Below are 20,543 nucleotides of genomic sequence, written 5' to 3'. Positions count from 1 at the left end.
AAAGCGACGGGTTTAACCCTGTCTCTATTTCTTTTGGAAGTACTTCGCGGCGATGCCCCTGGCGGCAATGAGGCCGGAGATGGCCGCGCCGACAATGCCGCGGCTCTTGCCCGTGCCGTCCCCGGCCACGAAGATCCCCCCGACGTTCGTCTCCAGGTGCCCGTCCGTGGGGAAATGCGTGTCGAAGAACTTGATCTCCGGTGCGTACAGCAGGGTGGACGGGTGCAGGACGCCGGGCACCAGCTTGTCCATTTTCTTCAGGGACTCCCAGAGGTTGTCGATGATGCGGGCAGGCAGCCCGAGGGTGATGTCCCCGGGCGTGGCGTCGCAGGTCGCCCGGCAGACGCCGAAATGCCGGGGCGCACTGTCGAAGGTTTGCAGGGAGCTTCTGCGCCCCTCCCGGAAATCTCCCACCCTCTGGACGATGGGCTTTCCTCCCCCCAGCAGGTGGAACTGCAGTGCGATCATGTAGCCGAACTCGGTCGTGTCGGAAAAGGGCTCCGTCAGCGAAACCGTGTTGATGAGGGCGAAGTTCGTGTTGCCGGTTTTCCGGCCGGACAGGGCGTCGCCGTTGACCAGCTTGAAGCGGTCATAGCTCTCCAGCCGCACCCGCCCCCCGGGATTCGTGCAGAAGGTCCGGACCCGGTCCCCGTGGCGCGCCGTCCGGAACACGAACTTCGGATCGTACACGATGTCCGTCACGGGGTCGTAGAACCTTCGGTTCAGCTCGACACGGATTCCCACGTCGATGGGCCCGAAGTTGTGCCGGACGCCCACCTTCCCGGCGGCGTCCCGGAACCAGTGGGCGCCGCTCCGCCCGGGGGCGGCCAGGACGATGTCCGCCGCGTGGCGGACCCTTTTACGCCCCTGCAGGCAGGACACGCACCAGCCGCCGCTATCCTGCCGGTCCAGGGACGTCACCGCCGTTCCAAGGAGAAACTCCGTCCGGGCGAGCCGGCCCCTCAGGTAGTCCACAACGGCCTTCCCGTTGTCCGTCCCCCAGTGCCACTGCTCCGGCGCAATGAACAGGGCACCATGCTCCCGGGCGATGTCCGAAAGCGCCGCGATCTTCTCGTTCCCGTCGATGAAGGTCACCTGCCGGCAGGCCGGAAAGCCGGTAAAGACCTCGCGGACCTCCTCCATCAGGCGCCGGGCCGAGTCCGGATCCAGATTCAGCTCGTCCAGGTCGATCCCGATCCGGTAGTCGAAATTCAGCTTGCCGTCGTTGAGGAGCCCCCCGGCCGGATAGGGCCGCCGGTCGAGCACGGCGACGCGCTCCACCCCCAGGCGCTCCAGCTCGAGCGCCGCGAAGAGCCCCGCGGGACCGGAACCGATGATCAGGATGTTGTAAGGTTCCATGATTTCCCTGTCGTGGTGTTGCCGGGCTTTGCACCGGTCGGGGGGTGGATCGGAATCCCCCCCCGACCGTCCAAACCGGAATCCGTTCGTCAGATCTTCCGGTCAACCCCCTCCCAGTATTGCTTGCGGAGGACCGCCTTCTGGACCTTGCCGGCGGCCGTGCGGGGGAAGTCCGCCACGAACTCCACGGACTTGGGCACCCGGTAGCCCGCCATCTTCCCCTTGCACCACTCGATGATCTCCTCCGGCGTCGCCTCCTGGCCCGGCTGGAGCCGGACCAGGGCCTTCACGGACTCGCCCCACTTCTCGTCGGGAACGCCGATCACGGCCACCTCGGCGATCTTGCCGTTCTTGATCATCACCTCCTCGATCTCCGCGGGATAGATGTTCGCGCCCCCGCTGATGATCATGTCGGACTTGCGGTCCACGATGGTGATGTAGCCTTCCTCATCCATGAAGCCCATGTCGCCGATGCCCAGGTAGCGGCCGTGGAAAGAGGAGCGGTTCGCCTCGGGATTCTTGTTGTACCCTGACGTGACCATGGTTCCCGCCACGACGATCTCCCCCACCTCGCCCCGGGGCAGGTCCCTGCCGTCCAGGCCGATGACCTTCACCTCCTGGCCGAGGGCGGCGCGGCCGGAGCTCAAGGGGTACTTCAGGACTTCACTGGGCTTCAGGCACGTGGCCACGCCCATCTCCGTGGCGGAGTACTCGACGTAGAGGGCGCCTTCCCCGAAGACCTTGACGGCGGCCTCGCGCGTCCTCGGCAGCGTGGGGGCGCCGGCGCAGATGACAGTCCGGACGGAGCTGACGTCGTACTTGTCCGGGGCGGCCCCCAGGACCATCAGGATGAAATCCAGCATCACCGGCGCCAGCGTCAGGTGGTTGATCTTCTCCCGGGTGATGATGTCCAGGATCGCCGCCGGGTCGAAGGGCGGCAGCGGCGCTATGAAGAGCGTGCCTCCGTGGAACAGCGTGGCCCCCCAATCGTAGGCAATGCCCGCGGAGCTGTAGGACGGCATGGCCTGGAGGCCGTGGTCCTCCTCCCGGTAATTGTGGATGAAACAGATCTGGTAGATGATGCTGCAGACGGAACGATGGGTGATCAGGACGCCCTTGGGTCGGCCCGTCGTCCCGCCCGTCTGGGCGAGGCCCACGGAATCGCCTTCCCAGACGTCCACGTCCGGCTCCTCCCCGGACCCGGAGGCGGCCAGATCATCGTAGGAGAGCATCCCCTCGGGAACGGGACCCTCGGGTCGCATGACAATGATGTGCTTCGCCTGGAGATTGCCGCGGATCTCCTGGATGACGTTCAGGACGGGCCAGTCCACGAAGACGGCCTCCGCCTCGCTGAAGTTGAGGATATACTCCACCTCGTGGCCCACGAGCCGGAAATTGACGGGAATGAACACGCAGCCGATCTTGGCCACGGCCAGGTCGGCCTCCACGCAGCGGTCGGAGTTGTGGGCGAAGATCCCGACCCGCTGCCCCTTCTTCAATCCCAGGGTCAAAAGCGCGTTGGCCAGGCGGTTCACCCGGGTATTGAACTCCCGGTAGGTGTAGCGGCGGTCTCCGTAGACCACGGCGAGGCGATCGGGAAAGCGGTCCGCGTTGCGGCGCAGGAACTCTCCCATGACGAGCTCTTTCGGAAAACGGTTCTCCTTGTCCTTCTCCTTGTACCAGTCCTCGATCATGCTCTTCCCTCCTTCATTGAAGTTGAACAGATTCTGAAACCGAACAGGAACAGATTAAACAATGACGGACCGTCATGCACGACTGCCGGGTGGACAGGTCATTTATGCCACAAGGATCGCCCGGGACAAAGCCCTATTTGAAACATCACTCCGCAGTTGACACGCGATGGAGGCATCGCATACCATGAAGCCTCAAGCGAGCGAACCGCGTTGTTTCCTTCCACTCCCGTCCACTGAGCCAAGTCCTCAACCGATCCGGTTGCCTGTCCATCAACCGGGGAAGAAAGAAATGGAGGTGAATGGAACATGAACATCCTGACGCAGAAGACATGGTCCCCCTACGCCGCCGGTGCCGTTGCCGGCCTGCTCCTGGTCCTGTCCGTCTTCCTGACGGGAAAGTACTTCGGGGCCTCGACGACGTTCGTGCGCATCGCCGGTTTCGTCGAGCAGGTTGCGGCACCCGAAAGGGTTGCCGGCATGGAGTACTTCATCAAGGAGAAAATCAAACTGGACTGGCAGGGAATGTTCGTTCTCGGCGTTCTCTTCGGCTCCCTGGCGTCGGCATCCCTGTCGGGAGAGCGGCGTGCCGTCCCGGTGCCGCCCATGTGGGAGGAACGGTTCGGGCCGTCCCGCGCCCGGCGATGGACGGTGGCCTTCCTGGGCGGAGCGGTGGCGATGTTCGGGGCACGTCTCGCCGACGGGTGACCCAGCGGTCACGGCCTGAGCGGTCTGGCTCAGGTAGCCGTCAGCGGTTACATTTCTTTGGTCTGCTTCTTCCTGGCCGGCATCATCGTGGCCGGAATCCTGTACCGAGGAGGTGATCGGCCATGAACGAACTGCTGACCGGAGCCGTTACGGGCATCCTCTTCGGGTTTATCATGCAGAAGGCCCATGTCATCCGCTACGACAAGCAACTGGGGGCCATGCGCCTGAAGGACATGACCATCGTGAAGTTCATGCTGAGCGCCATCCTGGTCGCCATGGTGGGCATTTACCTGCTCGTGGACCTCGGGATGGCGAAACTCTCCATCAAGGCGACGATCCTGGGGGCGAACATCCTGGGCGGGCTCATCTTCGGCGTCGGCTGGGCCATCGTCGGCTATTGCCCCACCACCGGCTCGGCAGCCCTCGGCGAGGGGCGATACGACAGCCTGTTCGGCCTGATGGGAATGGTCCTCGGGGCGGGGATCTACGCCGAGGCGTTCCCGTTTCTCAAGGAGACGGTCCTGACCTGGGGCAACTTCGGAAAGATCACGATCCCCGCCGCCCTCGGCGTCAACCACTGGATCGTCATCGTCGTCCTGATCGCCGCCTTCCTCGGCGTCTTCCGCCTGTTCGAGAGGAAGGGACTCTGACGGACGAAGGGGGACAGGCTCGAACCGTCACGGGGAACGATGTGGAGAAACGGATTTCAAATCCGTTCTTCCCCTTCTTCCTTTATCTATCCTGACAGGCCTCCGCTTGCCCTTTGCATTCAGCGTATCGGCGCGGGGGCTGCCACGGGGGCTTCCGCCGTCGCGGAAACGTTTCCGGACGTGCTGTTGAAAAATAGCCGTCTGCTGCGTTTCCCTCATCCTTCGCCATTCGACGTACCGAAAAGGGTACGACTCATGGCTCAGGATTTCGGAGGCCTTGCATCCGGGCATTTTTGAACAGCCCGCTACAGGCATCCGGCAGGGATGTTCCAATTGCTCCTCTGGGAACCCCCGGTCGCGCCCCCGCGAACGTTGGCCTGAAATAACACTTCCCCCTATTATTTCGTTACGAACAGGCAAGGTGTGTTGTTCCCGAATCAAAAAAATGGGGAAGTGTCCCTATTTTTTCTATTTTTTCAGAAGCGTTTTTTCGACCCTGCATCGTCTCGCTCCGCTGCAAAGTCATAACTCGCACCGGACGGCGCTCAGACAGATGACTTTGCGGGCGCTGCGCTGCGACGGCAGGGTGCCCCGAAAAAGCCGCTATTCGCGCTCCGGGAAGCCCCCCTCCCCGGATCGATCTTCGCGAGTCATTACATCGGGGAAGTGTCCCGGTTACCGGCCGACGTCCGCGGGGGCGCGACCGGGGGTTTCCAGAGGAGCGATCAGGACTTTTTTTCCATCCATCCAGCCTTCTTGGTCGTCGACGAGGAAACGCGGAAAAAAAGGCCGCGACAGCGGAAGCCCCCGTGGCAGCCCCCGCGCCAATGCGCTTGATAAAAAGGGAAAGCGATTCAACTTGACAAGAAAGGAAAAGAAAAAAGGAAGGGAAGCGGATTTGAAATCCGTTCCTCCCGTTTTCCCCATTTCGTCAGATCTTCATGGCCTCCTCGAAGCCCTCGCGGATCGCATCAACGATCTTGCGGGGGGCCTTCGCATCGCCGATGGCGATGACCTGAAGCCCGTCGATTCGGGCCTGGCGCATCAGATCGTCCACCGGCCGCGAACCCACGGCCATGATCACGGTGTCGGCGGGGATGCTCTCCCTTCCGCCGCCCGTCTCCACGATCACCGCGTCGTCCGTAATCTCCAGGAGCTTCGCCCCCGGGCGGAGCTCGATCCCACAGAGCTTCAGGTTCTTCATGAGGACCCACCGGGAGGCACGCCCCGTGCCGGCGGCCATCTTCTCCACCATGTCGATGACGGTGATTTGCCGGCGGTGCCGGTATAGCAGGGCCTGCAGCTCCTCCTGCTTCTCCGCCCCGTGGTAGGCCAGAAAGGTGAAGGTCTCCGGGTCGGGGATATCCTGGGAGGCGATCCACTCGGCGGTCTCGCAACCCACGGCGTTCCCGCCCACGACAACCACCCGCCGTCCGATGTCGGCCACCCTTCCCCGCAGGACGTCCCAGGCGCCGACCACGTGGGGCCGGTCGATTCCGGGAACGCGGATCTCCATGGGAACCGCTCCGGTCGCCGCGACCACGACGTCGGGCTTTCCCCGGCGGATCTTCGCCAGGGTGAGCGGCGATTTCCGGCGCACCTTGACCCCTGTCCGCTTCAGCCTCTTCTCGCGGTCCCGTGCCACGCTCCCGAAGGCCTGCTTCCCCGGGGGCGCCGACGCAAGCTCGATCTGCCCGCCCAGGCGGTCCTCCTTCTCGAAGAGGGTGACGTCGTGTCCGCGCCCGGCGGCGACGGCCGCGAACTCCATCCCCGCCGGCCCGCCGCCGGCGACAAAGATCCTTTTCGGGACCGCCGCCTTGCCGGGGCGGAGTTCCCCTTCCCTCCCCATGAGCGGATTGAGGGCGCAGCAGACCGCCGCTCCGGTGGCAATGCTGTCGAAGCAGTTCTGGCAGGCGATGCAGTGGACGATCTCCTCCGTACGCCCTTCCTGGATCTTCTTCGGCAGGTCCGGGTCCGCCAGCAGGGGACGCCCCAGGCAGACGAGGTCCGCCGCGCCGGACCTCAGGACCCGCTCGGCCAGCTCCGGGTCCCCCAGGCGGTTCGAGGCGAAGACGGGGATCCCCACGCGCTCTTTGATCCCCCGGGCCAGGTAGACGTAGGCACCCGGCGGGACGTGGCTGGTGAGCTGCGGCACGTTCGTCTCATGCCAGCCTCCGGTCACGTTGATCGCATCGATCCCGGCCTTCTCCGCCTCGGCGCAGAACAGTGCGATCTCCCGGTTCACGCAGCCCCCGTCCATGAAGTCGTTTCCGGCCACGCGGATCCCCAGGGCCGTGTCGGGTCCGACGGCCTCCCGGACCTTCCGGAACACCTCCAGGCCGAAGCGCATCCGGTTCTCGAAGGACCCGCCGTAGGCGTCGGTCCGGAGGTTCGTGACGGGAGAGAGGAACTGGCTGATCAGGTATCCCGTGCAGGCGATGATCTCGATGAAATCGAATCCCGCTTCCCGGGCGCGGATGGCGCTCCGGGAGAAGGACTCCTTCACGGTCTCGATGTCCTCCAGGGTCATCGCCCGGGGCACCTGCTTCATCAGGCGGCTGGGAACGGCGGAGGGGGCCAGGGCCGGCACGCCCTCGAAAAACGGGGCCGTGGCGTTCCGCCCCGCATGGAAAAGCTGGGTCCCCAGGACGGTCCGCGTGTCCCGGTGCAGATCCGCCAGGAAGGGCCGGAATTCTTCGACCTGGCGGTCCTCGAACAGTCCCGGCATCCAGGAGCCCGCGCCGATGCGGTCGATGGCGACGGGACCGATGATCATCAATCCCACGCCGCCTTCCGCGCGGGCCCGGTAAAAATCACGGTAGCGCCGGTTGAATTCGTATTGATCCGTAAAGTGCATCCCCATGGACGGCATGACCATCCGGTTCGGGACGGTCATGCGGCGAATGGCAATTGGTTGCAATAGCTTAATGAATTCCATGACTTCCTTTCCTCTCTATGAATTCCGGGGGCGGCCTGACATGGAACGGTCTCAGGCCTGCTGTCCCCTTTTTCCCCGAAAAGCCTTTCGGATCATGTAGACCGCGAGCGCCGCGACGGCCAGGGCCGCAAGGACCGGCAGCGCAACGGCAAGGACGCTGAGGAGGACGGCAGCCCCGGCCTCACCCGCTGCAACGGCTGGGTTCCCAAGACCCCCGGTCAGGGCGGTCGAAACCCCGCGGGCAAGCATGGTCGTCCCCTGTACCAGGGCCGCGCTCCCGCTGCCGGCGATGACGGCCATCGTCCATTTCACCAGTGGAGGCACATCCGCCAGCGACGAGGCCATGACCACCGCCCCGGCGACCGCCGCTGCAGGCGCGGCTGCGCTGTCCAGCAGGTGGTCGAGCCAGGGAATGAAATAGGCCACAGCCTCCAAAACAGCGGCGGTTCCGAATGTCCACAGCGCGGCGGTCGAACCGAGCCAGGACCACCCGGGATCGAGATGGAGATACCCGCCCTGCGCGGCCGCACTCATCACGAGCAGCGGGATGAAGACGCGGAATCCGCAGGCCGCGCTCAAACCGATGCCCAGGCAGATGCTCAAGAGGAGATCCATCGGCGGGTCCATGGTGAAAAAATGGGTTTACGAATCGGGGCCGGCGGGCTTCCGTTATCCCTCCGACGGCGCCGCCGGACGCCGGGATGCGGCATTAAATACCATTTCGGCATCGGGTCTTGCAATGGCGTTATGGGATCGCGGCGTCATAACCTTGACATCGGCTCCCGGAGCCGGGGGCGCCGCGGCTCCCGTCCGCAGGATCCATGCAGAAAATGCGGACCGGGACATCCCTGGCACAGCGGTTGCTTTTTTCATGTATGAAACAAAGCAAAGAGGAGCATGAGCCATGACCGTTCAGGAATCCGTAGCGTCTCCGGGTGATCTGCTGAGCCTGGTGGAGGAAAGGCCGGGACCGTTCGCGGAGAGCTTTTCCGTGTCCGCCCCGTTGCTGAACAAGGAAGCATCCACCTGGTTCATGGAAAAGATCTTTCAATACCAGGAGATGCTCGACTACGGGGCCCGCTACTCCATGTTCTGGTGGCCCTTTTCCGGCCCGGTGCTGTGGCAGCAGGTCCTGTTCAAAACGATGGTCACGGACCCCATCCGGAAGAACGTACAGGTAGCCCTGCGCCTCCGGAAAGACCCGGACATGTTTCGGGAAACGGACAACTGGGTCGCGGAGAAGTACGCCCGCCTGCTCTATCGCCTCTGTTCGCACGTCATGACGGACGACCGCTTCGATGCGGGGAAGGCCCGTCAATTATCCGACACCGCCAAGGGACAGGAGGTGCTCCGGTTCTTCATCGGCGAGTGCGCGAATCTGGAAAAAATGTATTCCGCACAAGGGCTTACAAAACTAACAGCCCAGAAGGACCTGCTGCGGAGCATCCTCGCCGTCGTCACGGAAACGTCCCTGAACGATGCCGACCTTCCGTTCATGAAACGCCGTCCCGACGGCTCGGCCGTCGCGACCTTCCAGGAATACCTGGAGGAGAGCCGGGGACGGATCGAAAACCTCTACCGGGTCGATGCCTTCGATCCCAAGGGGTATTCCGAGCGGGCGACCCGCGGACAGATCGGCTGCTCCGCCTTCGAGATCGTGGACGGATCGAGGATGCACTCGGTGTCTCTCCGCCACTACCTGCTCCCCGAGGGCGTCCGGCCGAACGGCGCCGTTCTCTACCTTTCCACGCCCCTGATCAACCGACCGGAGATCTTCGACCTGGCGCCGGGGAAATCCGTCATCGAGGGGCTCCTGAAGGAGGGATACCAAATCTACATGGTCGATTTCGGCCAGCCGCTGCCCGAGCAGGGACAGCTCGGCCTCGACTTCTACGCCAAGAAGGTCCACGACTACTGCCTGAACCTGATCGCCATCAGGCACCCCAGGAGCGAGATCCACGTCGTCGGGTACTGCATGGGGGGGTCCCTGATCCTGCCGTACCTTGCCCGCCGCGCCGAGGAGAGGCTGGCCGCCGACATCCCCATGGACATCCGGAAGGTCTGCCTCATGGCCACGCCGGTCCGGTTCGACGACCGGCAAAGCGGCCACGGGCCCATGCGGTCCTACATCCGCAAGCACTACAATGAATACATCATGACGCAGCTCTTCGGAAACGGAAACGTGCCGCCGCAGGTGATCGATGAGGGGGTCAGCGAGATCCAGCCGGGCGTCCAGTACAACGTGATGACGGGCTTCTACGAACGGGCCGCCGACGCCGACGCCATCGCGGACGCCGCCCCGTTTCTCTACTGGCTGACCCACGGAACGCGGTTTCCCGCCCGGGCGCATCAGGAATGGCTCGGGAAGTTTTTCCTCGGCAACGAGCTGATGGAGGGACGATTCCGCCTGCCCTCGTCGGATCCGGACCTGGACGGAAAGCCCGTGGACATGGACGCGCTGCGCCGGGCCGGCGTGGCGATCTTCGACTACAGGGGCTCCCGCGACCCCATCGCGCCGGCCGGATCCTGCGTTGCCAGCGAGACCTGGGGCCGGACAGGGGACGGAAACCGGACGGTCGAGAAGGACATCGGCCACATCTTCGTCGTCAGCAGGAAACTGCTCTCCGGGTTCCTCTCATCCGTGACGGAATTCCTGCGCGGCTCCTGACACCCCGGCGGCGGACCGGCCGGCGCCTCTTCACAGCCGCCGTTTCAAGGCCGGGCGGGACATGCACCTTGACATGCATCCCCTCATCTTTTAAAAATAGATCATCGCTGAACGCTCCTCCTCCACCTGGCATTTTCGGACGCCCCTTCGACACCGGTCAGCAAAAGGCAGTCAACCCGTTTCCCGAACCGTCCCGGCAGCACTCAAGCCCTTCACGGGGGAGGTGCCCGATGGCCGAAAATCTCGATGTGATCATCCTCGACGACGATGCCGGCGTCTGTGACGTCCTCTCGGAGATCGTCACGGAGTTCCACTCCTGGGGAAAGGTCTACGCGTTCACGGATGAAAACCGGGCGCTCGAGCACTGCCTGAACCGGAAGGGCAACGTCGCCATCTTTATCGTCGACGTATTCCTGTCCGGCCGGAACGCCTTTTCATTCCTGGAGTCCGTCGCGGACAAGTTCCCCATGGCTTACGAGGACACGATCATCATCACCGGCAAGGCCAGCGGCGATGTTGTGAACATGTGCCTGGTCGCCGGGATCAACTACCTCCTGGAAAAGCCCATCCGTCCGTTCGCCCTGCAGCTGGCCGTGCGCGCCATCGTGTCCAAATACGTGCACTTCGCCAGAAAACTGTACCTGAACCCCGATTTGATGGAAAGCGTCGCCAAGTTCACCAGCTGATCCCCGGCGGTCTCCTGTTTCAGGAGCGGACCCGGCCGGGCTGTTGATGATATCCGGAGCTCTTTTCCTTCGCCCGCTCACCGGCCGCTTCTCCGCAGGCCTCTCCGGAAAGGCCCGCCGCCGGGACCCGCAACACCGGGCCAAGAAAGTGGCACATCACTTGCTTAGAAGACGATAAGGACAGTTGCCTGTTCCCAGGAACGGTCGGACAGACCCACAACGATGGCAACGGAGGACGATCATGGCAGAAAAGAACGCGAACACACTGGCGTTTCACCTTGCCGAGGTGAAGGCGGAAAAGAGGCGATTCGAAAACAGCTTCCAGGCCGTTGCCCGGATGATCCTTGAAAACGTGAGCAATATCGAAAAGGTGGTCGTCAACGGGAAGAGCACCTACGATTTCAAGGTCTTCAGGATGGGGTCGAAGCACGTCATCGGCATGTTCGACGAGATCAACAGCTTCGTCTCCTTCGTCAAGGACGCCGCCGAGGGAGGCTCGTCCAGCGAAATGGCCTTCGTCCTCGTCGGCGAGCCCGGGAACGGCAAGACATTCTTCGTCGATACCCTGTGCGCCCTGTACCGACATTTCGTCGCCCAGGAGGGCAACCGCCGGTACACCTTCAATTTCCGCCACATCGACCGGCTGGAAAACTACGGGAAAATCCGGGTGATCCAGTCGCAGACCTTCGAGGACCCGATGATCCTCGCCATGAACCTCTTCCCATCGAAGCAGGAGAACATGGATTGGCTGGCAAAGACCGCCGGGTTCACCGACGGCGAGGTGGAGAAGTTCTACGCCTCGTACCGGCCGCTGGGCGCCTGCAGCGACTACATCCTCAACGACATCCGGAATGCGACCAACGGTAGCCCCGGAGAAATGCTGGATTTCTTTGAGATCGTCCCCGTCCCCCTGAGCGAGAGCCTCGGCACCATCACCGGGAAATACTCCGCCAAGGACAAGATCACCTCGTCGGCCGTGGACCTGCTCGGGGAGGAATCCATCCAGCGCCTCCTCCACCTGAGCGACCCCAACAACCCGTACCGGTTCGACCTGCGGCGCGGAGCCCTGGCCCGGGTCGCCGGCGGGGGCATCCACTTCAGCGACGAGATCTTCAAGAACAAGAAGGACCTCGTGCAGGTCTATCTCGGCGTGATCCAGAACCGCAACATCGAGATGGACGGATTCCGCTGGCCCATCGACACCCTGATCCTCGCCACCAGCAACAACTCGGAGTTCAACCGCTTCCTGGCGGAAAAGGAGGAGGCCCCCATCGTCGACCGGTGCCGGGTCTGCTACGTCGCCCACAACACGAATTACCGGATGCAGAGATACCTCACCGATTACGCAATCGGCAGCGAGATGAAGACGACCCTGATGAGCGAACAGCTCCACCAGGACCCGAACCTCAACTACGCCGCCTCCCTGGCCGTGGTGATGTCGCGTCTCCCCCGGTCGGAAAAGCTGACCCCCATCGAGATGATGAAACTGGCCGCCGGGGAAGTGGCCGGGGAAAAGAGCATCAAGGCCCTGGCCGAGGTGATCGACATCCTCAACCACGAGCCGGACATCACCAAGCGGTTCGGACAGAAGGGCCTGGGCCAGCGGGCTCTCGGCCGGGCGCTCCAGCTCCTGATCGAGACCTCCGAGACGAACGAGGGTCGCTGCATGTTCGCCGAGGACATCTTCAAGGCCATCGAGAAGGTCATCCTCGACTACGTGACGGACGCGGGAGAACGGACGAAGTACTTCGACGACCTCAAGACGGCCCGCGGGCTCTACCGGGAGCGGATCATGACGGAGATGTTCAACGCCTACATGGACGAGCCCCACGCGGTCAAGAAGGACGTGATGAACTACGTCAACATGATCATTGGCATCGACGCGGAGAACCTGGGACCCGACCGGATGTGGAAATACCGGGATCCGCAGACGGGGAAGCTCAAGGCCCTGAAGATCGACGAGCGCTACGTCCAGAGCGTGGAGGAGCGCCTGGGGCTGAAGACGAAGGAGCAGCGGGAGTCGTTCCGCACCTCGATCCGCAAGATCTACGGCCAGAAGATCTCCGTCGACCCGACCTACGACTTCATGGACAACGTGGAGCTGGTGAAGGCGGTTACCGATGTCCGGCTGAAGTCGGACATCGTGGGGGCGGGAAGCCTGATCGGCGCCCTGGCCAACCGGACCAACGAGGAAAATCAGAAGCTCTACGACCGGATGACCAACACCATGCTGGAAAAGCTCGGGTATTGCAAAACCTGCGCGCAGAAGACGATCGAATACTTCTGCACCAAGGTCGATGAAAGTTAAGCCGTTCTCCGACTACGCGGATTTTCCCGCGCTTCAGGACGGGGTCCTGCCGGAGATCCCCTCTTCGCAGAGGCTCGCCTCCATCGGCGACCTCCTCGAACGGGACAACCAGCGGGAGCAGGACGGCTTCCCCAGGAAGATCCGCATCGGCCGCATCGTCAAGCCGGGGCGCGGCCTGAAGGAAAAGATCGTCATCGTCCCCACGACGGTGGAGGAGAAGTTCATCCACGACACGAGGGAGCAGGAGCCCGGCGAGGACGGCGAGGGCGGGCAGTCCGGGGGAGCCGGCGAGGGAGAGGAAGGACAGGTCATCGGTGAAACGCCCGTCCATGGCGACGAGGGATCGAAGGCCGGCGGTCCCGGCCAGGGAGAGGGAGGGGAGCACGAGATCGAGGCCGGCGCCTACGACCTGGGCCGCATCATCTCGGAGCAGTTCGAGCTGCCGAACCTGAAGAGCAAGGGCCGGCGGCGCTTCCTGAAGCGGTACAATTACGACCTGACGGACCGGCACGAGGGATTCGGCCAGCTCCTGGACAAGAAGGCCACCCTGCGGAAGATCATCGAAACGAACATCGCCCTCGACAAGGTCCCCGACGTCTCGGACATCGACCTGACGCAGCTCCTTGTATCCCCCGAGGACAGCGTGTACCGAATCCTGTCCCCGGAAAAGGACCTGGAGTCCCAGGCCCTGGTCTTCTTCGTCCGGGACTACTCCGGCTCGATGTGGGGAAAGCCCACGGAGCTGGTCGTGGCCCAGCACGTCCTGATCTACAGCTGGCTCATGTTCCAGTACGAGCGACAGGTCGTCACGCGCTTCATCCTCCACGACACGAACGCGCGGGAGGTGCCCGATTTCTACACCTACTACAGCCTCAAGGTTGCCGGGGGAACAAAGATGGAATCGGCCTTCCGCATGATCAACGAGATCGTCGAGGCCGACAGCCTGGACCGGGATTACAACATCTATGTCTTCCACGGCAGCGACGGGGACGACTGGGAGCGGGACGGCACGACGGCCCTCCGGCAGCTCCGGAAGATGGTCGGGTACTGCAGCCGGATCGGGATCACCCTCACCCCGGCCTCCATGGAAAACATGTCGACGGCGGAGCGGTACATCCGGGACTCGAAGATCCTGGAGGAGCACCCCCAGGAAATCCGGCTCGACACGATCGACGAAGAAGCGGGAGACATGCGTCTGATCGAGGGGATCCGGAGGCTCATCACCTGAGCGCAGTCCCGGGGATTCGCATACGGGCGGGAAAATGGAACTCATCAGCCAGCACACCAAGGAGATCATGAAAGGCTGCAAGGCGAGGGCCCGGGACGCGGGTCTTCGCTTCCAGGACGAGAGCCTCGAATACATCGTGACCAACCGGGACCTCCTGGAGCTGGGCCCGAAAAACATGATCCCCACCATGTACGACTACTGGGTCCACGACGTCGAGGTGCTCCGGGAAAAGGGCAAGTACGAGCTGTACCCCACCAATCCCTACGAAACGGTCATCAACACCCGTCCGGCCATCTCCTTCTACAACGACAACAACCCCGACTGGCTCAACGTCATGATTTTCTATCATGTCCTGGCCCACATCGACTGTTTCCAGAACAACCTCTACTACCGGAACACCTGGGACGAGGACTTCGCCGGCCAGGCCCTCGCCGACAAGCGCACCATCGCCGCTCTCCGGTCCGAAAAGGGGCGCTGGGTCGACTACGTGATCGAGTTCGCCAGGGGTATCGACAATCTCGTCGATCATTTCGGGGAGCTGTCCCGCATCAGTCACCCCTCGGAGGCGCAGGCCGTCAGCCGGATCGACTATTACTTCGACGTGTTTCTCCAGTCCGTCCAGAAGGTCAGCACCGCGGATTACCTGAAGGAAATCGATCGCTACAACCGGACCGTCCAGGATTACGACCCGATGGCGGAGTCGGTTTTCTTCACCGAGACCAGGAAGAAATACCCCGAGTTCGACGCCCTGTTCGAGCGGCACAAACGGGAGAAGAAGGCGCCGGCCCAGGACCTGCTCCAGTACATGGAGGAGCATGCGCTCTGGCTGCAGCAGGCGGACAACCAGTGGATGAAGACCGTCATGGAGATCGTCCGCCGGACGTCCCTCTATTTCCAGCCGCAGATCCGCACAAAGATCCTCAACGAGGGCTGGGCCAGCTACTGGCACGAGAAGCTCTTCCTCTCCGACGACCGGATCCGGGGAAACGAGGTCAACTACGCCCGGGTCAACGCCGGCGTGACCTCCATGCCCAGGGTGGGCATCAACCCCTATGCCCTGGGGATGCGGCTGTTCCAGTACCTGGAGGAGATGGCCGACAAGGGGAAAATCTCCTACGAATACCAGCGCCTGACGGACAGCCACCAGCGGCGGGAGTTCGACCGGCACACCGCTCAGGGCCGTGATTTCGTTTTCGACGTGCGGGAGAACTTCAACGACTTCACCCTCATCCACACCTTCATCGACCAGGATTTCATCAACCGGAACCGGCTGTTCGTCGCCGGACGCCGACTCAACAGCCAGCGGGGGGTGTGGGAATATTTCGTCAAGAGCCGGAAAGCCGAAGACTACCGGAAGATGATCCTGGACACCCTCTACCATCCGCCGTTCATCCGGGTGGACGAGGAGAAGACGAAGGACGGACTCCTCTATCTCCGCCATGTCTACGAGGGGAGGCCCCTGGTCCGGGAATACATTGCCAACACCATGCTGGGGATCGAGTATCTCTGGGGGGGAACCGTCCAGTTGGAGACGACGGAAGAGCAGCCGGAGATCTCGTCGGGGTATGACGACATTCAGCCCTTCTTCATGCCCACCGCGACGGTGGACGAGCCGGAGGAGAAGAAGGTGGTTCTCCGGCAGATCGTCTACACGATGGAGAAACGGAAACTCACCCGGGTTATGATGTAGGGGACGCCGATCATGACGACCGAGGAAAACATCCTCAGCTTCCTGTCGGAACGCATCGCCGAACGGGAGAGCCGCAAGGTCCTGCCGCTGAAGGAATTTGTCGCCTTCGCCGCCCGGAATCCGAGCACGGTCTTCCGCAACACCTTTCAGATGCTCTACGACATGATCCGGAGCTACGTCGGCGAGGGCGTCGACGAATACCCCGACGACCCCGAATCGATCCACCACGTCCTGTACGACTGCACGAAGCTCTTCGTCGACGGCGTGGACCATCCCTTCTTCGCAGACCAGCTCTTCGCGAATCGCCTGATCAACCAGTTCGCCTCCTTCCGGTCCGGAAGCCAGCAGAACCGGATCTACATCTTCGAGGGGCCCCACGGGTGCGGCAAGAGCACGTTCCTGAACAACCTTCTCCTGAAGTTCGAGCAGTACACAAAGACAACCGAGGGGATGATCTTCGAGACGGTCTGGCGGCTGAACAAGAAAGTCCTGGGCGACATCACGGGACACGAGACTCCCGCCATCCTGAAGCAGTTGAGGCACCTGGCCGACGATACCGCCCTGAAACCAAAGTTGCCCCCCCCGGAAAGCCCCCTCTACATACCGATGAAAGACTTCCTGGAGGTGCCGTGCCCCAGCCACGACAGCCCCCTGATCCTCGTTCCGAAGCACTACCGGAAAGAGGTGTACGACCAGTTGATCCAGGACCGGGAATTCAAGGAGAAGCTCTTCACGGAAAAGCAGTATGAGTGGGTCTTCCGGGACAACCCGTGCACAATCTGCGTGTCCCTCTACACGGCCCTCCTGGACATCGTCAACTCGCCCGAGAAGGTCTTCGACATGATCTTCGCCCGGCCGTACGAATTCAACCGGCGGCTCGGGCAGGGCATCAGCGTCTTCAACCCGGGCGACCGGATCACCAAGACCAGCATCCACACCAACGAGCTGCTCCAGAGCCAGTTGAACAACATTCTAAAGGACAGCAACCGCGTCCGGTACATCTATTCCCGCTACGCGAATACGAACAACGGCATCTATGCCATCATGGATATCAAGGACCACAACAAGGAGCGGTTCGCGAACCTTCACGGCATCATCAGCGAGGGCGTGCACAAGGTGGAGGAGATCGAGGAGAACGTGAACTCCCTCTTCCTGGCCCTCATGAATCCGGAGGACCGGGTGAACATCGTGGGGACCCAGTCGTTCCTCGACCGGATCAGCTTTATCAAAATCCCCTATGTGCTCGATTACAATACGGAAGTAAAGATCTACAAGAACATCTTCGGCGACCGGATCTCGACCATGTTCCTCCCCAGGGTCCTGCAGAACTTCGCCAAGATCATCATCGCGACGAGGATGAAAGAGCAGTCGGACAACCTCCTCGAGTGGATCGGCGACACGGAGAGGTACTCCCTTTACTGCGACCGGAACCTCCAACTTCTGAAAATGGACATCTATGCCGGCTTCATCCCGTCCTGGCTGACCCAGGAAGACCGGAAGAGCTTCACCGCCAAGAAGAGGAAGGCCATCATCGCCGAGTCGGAAACGGAAGGGGAAAAGGGGTTCTCCGGAAGGGACTCCATCAAGATCTTCAACGATTTTTATTCCGCCTACGCGAAGGAAGGCTCGCTGATCTCCATGGCCATGGTCTGCAATTTCTTCCGGCAGCACCAGAAGGAGCACTCCGTGACGATCCCCGAGGGCTTCCTGGATTCGCTCGTCAGCTCGTACAATTACGCCGTGCTGCAGGAAGTCAAGGAGTCGCTCTACGACTACAACGAGGAGCGGATCTCCAGGGACATCCAGAACTACCTGTTCGCCGTCAACTTCGAGCCGGGCTGCACGGAGCGGTGCATCTACACGGGGGAGACCATCGACCTGACGGAAGAGTTCTTTGCCGGGATCGAGCGCCGCATCCTCGGCTCCCAGGCCACGCAGGACGAGCGGATGGAGTTCCGCAGGGAAATCCAGAACCAGTACACCGCCCGGACGCTCACGCAGGAGATCCTGCTGGAGGGCAAGGACATCACCGCGACGGCCGTCTTCGCCAACCTGCGGGAGCTGTACATCCACAACCTGAAGGAGAAGGTCATGGATCCCTTCCTGAAGAACGAGAATTTCCGGAGGGCCATCAAGGATTACGGCACGGATGCCTTCAAGACGTATGACCGGCGGATCCAGAGCGAGGTCCGCTTCCTCATCCAGAACCTCATGAACCGCTACGGCTATTGCGAGCAGGGTGCCCGGGAGATCAGCATCTACGTCATCGACAGCAACCTGGTGCCGACGTTCTCGTCACCCTGAAAAAAGCAGGTCGAAGTAGAAAGGGTCGTATACAAGGCGCCCGATATCCTGAGCCATGAGGCGTACTCCTGGTACGTCGATTGGCGAAGGATGAGGGCAACGCCGCAGACGGCCCTTTTTCAGCAGCCCGCTCAGGCGATCTCCAAAAAGCCCGCAGGCAAGGCGTGCAAATCCCGAGGAGCGAGGCGTACTATAGGTACGCCGCAGCGACGAGGGATGCAGCACAACGCAGCATCCGGGCTTTTTCGAGGTCGCCTAGAAGCCGGAAACGGTTTCGGCCAGTACCGGATCCTCCAAAATCCTCTTGGCAAAGCGCAGGTATTTCTGCACGATCGCCCGGACGGCCAGCTGCAGGGAATACGCGCGAATGGGTTTTTCGATCAGGTAGGTGATGTTGGAGGCGATGCACATGTTCACGACATCGTCACTGGCATGGCCCGTCATGATGATGGTGTCTTCATAGGCCATGGGGAACTTGTCGATGATGACGTCCAGGAACGTGAATCCCGTCGTCGAGCCCATGTAGACGTCGAGAACGAAGATGGCCACACCCGCTTTTTTCTGGCGGCAATAGGTGTAGGCCTCGTCGGCGTTCGTGAACGCCCGGATGTCGCCCCAGACGTAAAACGACTGGATCATGTCATGGATCACGTTACAGACCATCGGGTCATCGTCGACGATGATCACATCCAGACTGTCCGACATGTCTCTCCCCCCTTTTCTCAAGAAGCGGTTCAATGGGCGGTCGTGCATCCCTGCTTCGCCCTGCGATGAACCGGCCGGTGCGCCTCATGGCTCGCGGCTCCGGGAATCCGGCATCCGGGCACGTGTGAACAACCCTGCGGAACGACGATACCAGCAACCTGCCGACGATCGGGACCGTAAAGAAAAGACAACGTTGATTACACAGCGGATATGGGTCTGTTGAGCCGGGGTCAATATACGAAGAACATTCCCGGGTGTCAATGAATTACATGGGCCGGGTCTGCGGCTGCATCATGCCCCGTGCGGCAGCGCCGGATTCCGGACTCGATGCGGAGAGCCCGTTTCCATGATGAGGCCCCTCACAGGGAGGCAACGATCTTCCGATACAGCGCGTTCTCCCGCTCCAGAAGACGCTCCAGGACGGGCCGGACCGGCGAGAAATCCGGGTCCTTCCCGTCGCTGACCGCCCGGAAACCCGTGGCCATGTCGTGATAGAGGGCCTCGATTCCCGCAAGATCCTGCGAGAGCCGGTATTCCCGGAGGCCCGGGTACCGTTCCTCGCTTTCCTCCAGGAACTGCCGGTAGAGGGTGCGGAAGCCGGCGCCCCCCGTCCCGCGCCGTTCGATGATCTGGTATGTGAAGCGCGCCGACCACTGCCAGTCCGCCGCCTCCTTCCAGTTGGACAGATCCCCGATGAGGTCCTCCAGCGAACGAACGCCATAGGGCCAGGGAAAACCGGGGATGCCGTTCAGGTTCTCCTGTGCCCAGCGGCATACGGCTCCCCGCACGACGGCCTCGTCCACGCGGAACGCGGACGGATCCTCGAGCACGAAGGCCCGGTTCCTCAGGGCGAAAGGCGGGAAGACGGACGTCCGCGCCCGCTCCATGTCCGGGATGGACACGGCCAGGGCCTCCGGGTGGAGGGTGTCCGAGACGTAGAATTCCTGCTTGTCCTCGCTGTAGCCGCAGATGACGACGGCATGGCCGGGAAAGTGCTGATCGGTGTTGAAGTAGGGAAGATGGATGATGTCGGTCTGGATGAGGACCGGCAGCCCCCGGTCCACCGATGCCTTCGCGTGGGCCGTCGCTTCCGCGGCGTCCTCCGTCTCCCGCCACCGGAAGGCAAGCCCCACGGTCCGAAAGAAATTGTCTTCCAGGTCGAGGTTGCGCATGTGGACGAGATGTGACGGGCGATGATCGATGACGTGGTAGGAGAAGCCGGGCCCCCGCCCCAGGCCGATCACGGCGGGCTCGCTGATCCGGATGCCGTGGAACGCGAGCACGTTGCGGATGGCGCTGGAGGCACAGTGAAATCCCGGCTGATGCCGATATCCTGGAATGACCTTTCCTTCGAACAAGACGTCCTCCTTCTCCGGGCGGTGCCGGCGGCGGAATGCCGGTGGTCCGTTTCCGCGCGAGGCCGGGAGACCGGAACAATCATCCGGCCCCCGGCCCCATCGCGGAACGACCCTAAGGCCCCATCGATGAAAAAAGTCCCAGGACACCATCGTCGAGGGACTTTTCTCAGGATCAACGGATAATTCTTTACATCTTGCTGAACACGGCCGTGACGCGGCGGTTCTTCTGCCTGCCTTCCTTCGTCTTGTT

General features: G+C 62.2%; 14 protein-coding genes. 8 read left to right on the top strand and 6 right to left on the bottom strand.

What is annotated here, in order from left to right; translation table 11 throughout:
• Positions 1-24 precede the first annotated feature (24 nt).
• Positions 25-1,359: an NAD(P)-binding protein gene (locus PLO63_05620; GenBank protein HOI73610.1), complete on the bottom strand. Its 1,335-nt coding sequence runs from the start codon at positions 1,357-1,359 to the stop codon at positions 25-27.
• 89 nt (positions 1,360-1,448) lie between these two features.
• On the bottom strand, positions 1,449-3,053 hold the full coding sequence (locus PLO63_05615) for an AMP-binding protein (protein HOI73609.1): 1,605 nt from the start codon (positions 3,051-3,053) through the stop codon (positions 1,449-1,451).
• Positions 3,054-3,359: 306 nt separating this feature from the next.
• On the opposite strand from PLO63_05615, the gene PLO63_05610 reads away from it, so the two are divergent.
• A complete protein-coding gene (locus tag PLO63_05610) occupies positions 3,360-3,884 on the top strand; it encodes a YeeE/YedE thiosulfate transporter family protein (protein HOI73608.1) in 525 nt (174 codons plus the stop codon).
• Positions 3,881-4,408, top strand: coding sequence for a YeeE/YedE thiosulfate transporter family protein (locus PLO63_05605; GenBank protein HOI73607.1), 528 nt, complete (start codon positions 3,881-3,883; stop codon positions 4,406-4,408). The genes PLO63_05610 and PLO63_05605 overlap by 4 nt, the downstream gene beginning before the upstream one ends.
• Positions 4,409-5,339: 931 nt before the next feature.
• Here PLO63_05605 and PLO63_05600 read toward each other — a convergent pair.
• Together PLO63_05600 and PLO63_05595 are read right to left on the bottom strand one after the other, a co-directional pair.
• Complete coding sequence (locus tag PLO63_05600; protein HOI73606.1) at positions 5,340-7,346, bottom strand: FAD-dependent oxidoreductase; 2,007 nt, start codon at positions 7,344-7,346, stop codon at positions 5,340-5,342.
• A gap of 51 nt (positions 7,347-7,397) precedes the next feature.
• Positions 7,398-7,961 (bottom strand): DUF4126 domain-containing protein, encoded by a 564-nt coding sequence (locus PLO63_05595; GenBank protein ID HOI73605.1) that lies wholly within the window; start codon positions 7,959-7,961, stop codon positions 7,398-7,400.
• Between the two features lie 289 nt (positions 7,962-8,250).
• Here PLO63_05595 and PLO63_05590 point away from each other — a divergent pair, with 289 nt between their 5' ends.
• The 6 genes from PLO63_05590 to PLO63_05565 all read left to right on the top strand — a co-directional run bounded on the left by PLO63_05590 (position 8,251) and on the right by PLO63_05565 (position 18,230).
• Positions 8,251-10,014: a hypothetical protein gene (locus PLO63_05590; protein ID HOI73604.1), complete on the top strand. Its 1,764-nt coding sequence runs from the start codon at positions 8,251-8,253 to the stop codon at positions 10,012-10,014.
• A gap of 230 nt (positions 10,015-10,244) precedes the next feature.
• Positions 10,245-10,700, top strand: coding sequence for a response regulator (locus PLO63_05585; protein HOI73603.1), 456 nt, complete (start codon positions 10,245-10,247; stop codon positions 10,698-10,700).
• 241 nt (positions 10,701-10,941) lie between these two features.
• Complete coding sequence (locus tag PLO63_05580) at positions 10,942-13,008, top strand: hypothetical protein (protein ID HOI73602.1); 2,067 nt, start codon at positions 10,942-10,944, stop codon at positions 13,006-13,008.
• Entirely contained in the window at positions 12,998-14,236 is a 1,239-nt protein-coding gene (locus PLO63_05575; protein ID HOI73601.1) for a DUF444 family protein, read from the top strand. The genes PLO63_05580 and PLO63_05575 overlap by 11 nt, the downstream gene beginning before the upstream one ends.
• 34 nt (positions 14,237-14,270) lie before the next feature.
• Positions 14,271-15,926: a SpoVR family protein gene (locus PLO63_05570; GenBank protein HOI73600.1), complete on the top strand. Its 1,656-nt coding sequence runs from the start codon at positions 14,271-14,273 to the stop codon at positions 15,924-15,926.
• Positions 15,927-15,938: 12 nt separating this feature from the next.
• Positions 15,939-18,230 carry a hypothetical protein gene (locus PLO63_05565; GenBank protein ID HOI73599.1) on the top strand — a complete coding sequence of 764 codons (2,292 nt, stop codon included), beginning with the start codon at positions 15,939-15,941 and terminating at the stop codon, positions 18,228-18,230.
• Between the two features lie 255 nt (positions 18,231-18,485).
• Here PLO63_05565 and PLO63_05560 read toward each other — a convergent pair whose 3' ends face one another.
• Both PLO63_05560 and PLO63_05555 read right to left on the bottom strand, forming a co-directional pair.
• Positions 18,486-18,935, bottom strand: coding sequence for a response regulator (locus tag PLO63_05560; GenBank protein HOI73598.1), 450 nt, complete (start codon positions 18,933-18,935; stop codon positions 18,486-18,488).
• Between the two features lie 359 nt (positions 18,936-19,294).
• Positions 19,295-20,293 carry a BtrH N-terminal domain-containing protein gene (locus PLO63_05555; GenBank protein HOI73597.1) on the bottom strand — a complete coding sequence of 333 codons (999 nt, stop codon included), beginning with the start codon at positions 20,291-20,293 and terminating at the stop codon, positions 19,295-19,297.
• Between the last annotated feature and the right edge of the window lie 250 nt (positions 20,294-20,543).

Source organism: Syntrophales bacterium (assembly GCA_035363115.1).
Lineage (GTDB): Bacteria > Desulfobacterota > Syntrophia > Syntrophales > PHBD01 > PHBD01.
The sequence above is the reverse complement of the archived record's forward strand: the minus strand, read 5'-3'. Positions and strand labels throughout refer to the sequence as shown.

Bases quoted from the DNA above. Each gene is read 5' to 3' on its own strand.
- PLO63_05605 (HOI73607.1), top strand. From the start codon at position 3,881: ATGAACGAACTGCTGACCGGAGCCGTTACGGGCATCCTCTTCGGGTTT.
- PLO63_05615 (HOI73609.1), bottom strand. From the start codon at position 3,053: ATGATCGAGGACTGGTACAAGGAGAAGGACAAGGAGAACCGTTTTCCG.
- PLO63_05565 (HOI73599.1), top strand. From the start codon at position 15,939: ATGACGACCGAGGAAAACATCCTCAGCTTCCTGTCGGAACGCATCGCC.
- PLO63_05600 (HOI73606.1), bottom strand. From the start codon at position 7,346: ATGGAATTCATTAAGCTATTGCAACCAATTGCCATTCGCCGCATGACC.
- PLO63_05575 (HOI73601.1), top strand. From the start codon at position 12,998: ATGAAAGTTAAGCCGTTCTCCGACTACGCGGATTTTCCCGCGCTTCAG.
- PLO63_05560 (HOI73598.1), bottom strand. From the start codon at position 18,935: ATGTCGGACAGTCTGGATGTGATCATCGTCGACGATGACCCGATGGTC.
- PLO63_05620 (HOI73610.1), bottom strand. From the start codon at position 1,359: ATGGAACCTTACAACATCCTGATCATCGGTTCCGGTCCCGCGGGGCTC.
- PLO63_05595 (HOI73605.1), bottom strand. From the start codon at position 7,961: ATGGATCTCCTCTTGAGCATCTGCCTGGGCATCGGTTTGAGCGCGGCC.
- PLO63_05570 (HOI73600.1), top strand. From the start codon at position 14,271: ATGGAACTCATCAGCCAGCACACCAAGGAGATCATGAAAGGCTGCAAG.
- PLO63_05580 (HOI73602.1), top strand. From the start codon at position 10,942: ATGGCAGAAAAGAACGCGAACACACTGGCGTTTCACCTTGCCGAGGTG.
- PLO63_05585 (HOI73603.1), top strand. From the start codon at position 10,245: ATGGCCGAAAATCTCGATGTGATCATCCTCGACGACGATGCCGGCGTC.
- PLO63_05590 (HOI73604.1), top strand. From the start codon at position 8,251: ATGACCGTTCAGGAATCCGTAGCGTCTCCGGGTGATCTGCTGAGCCTG.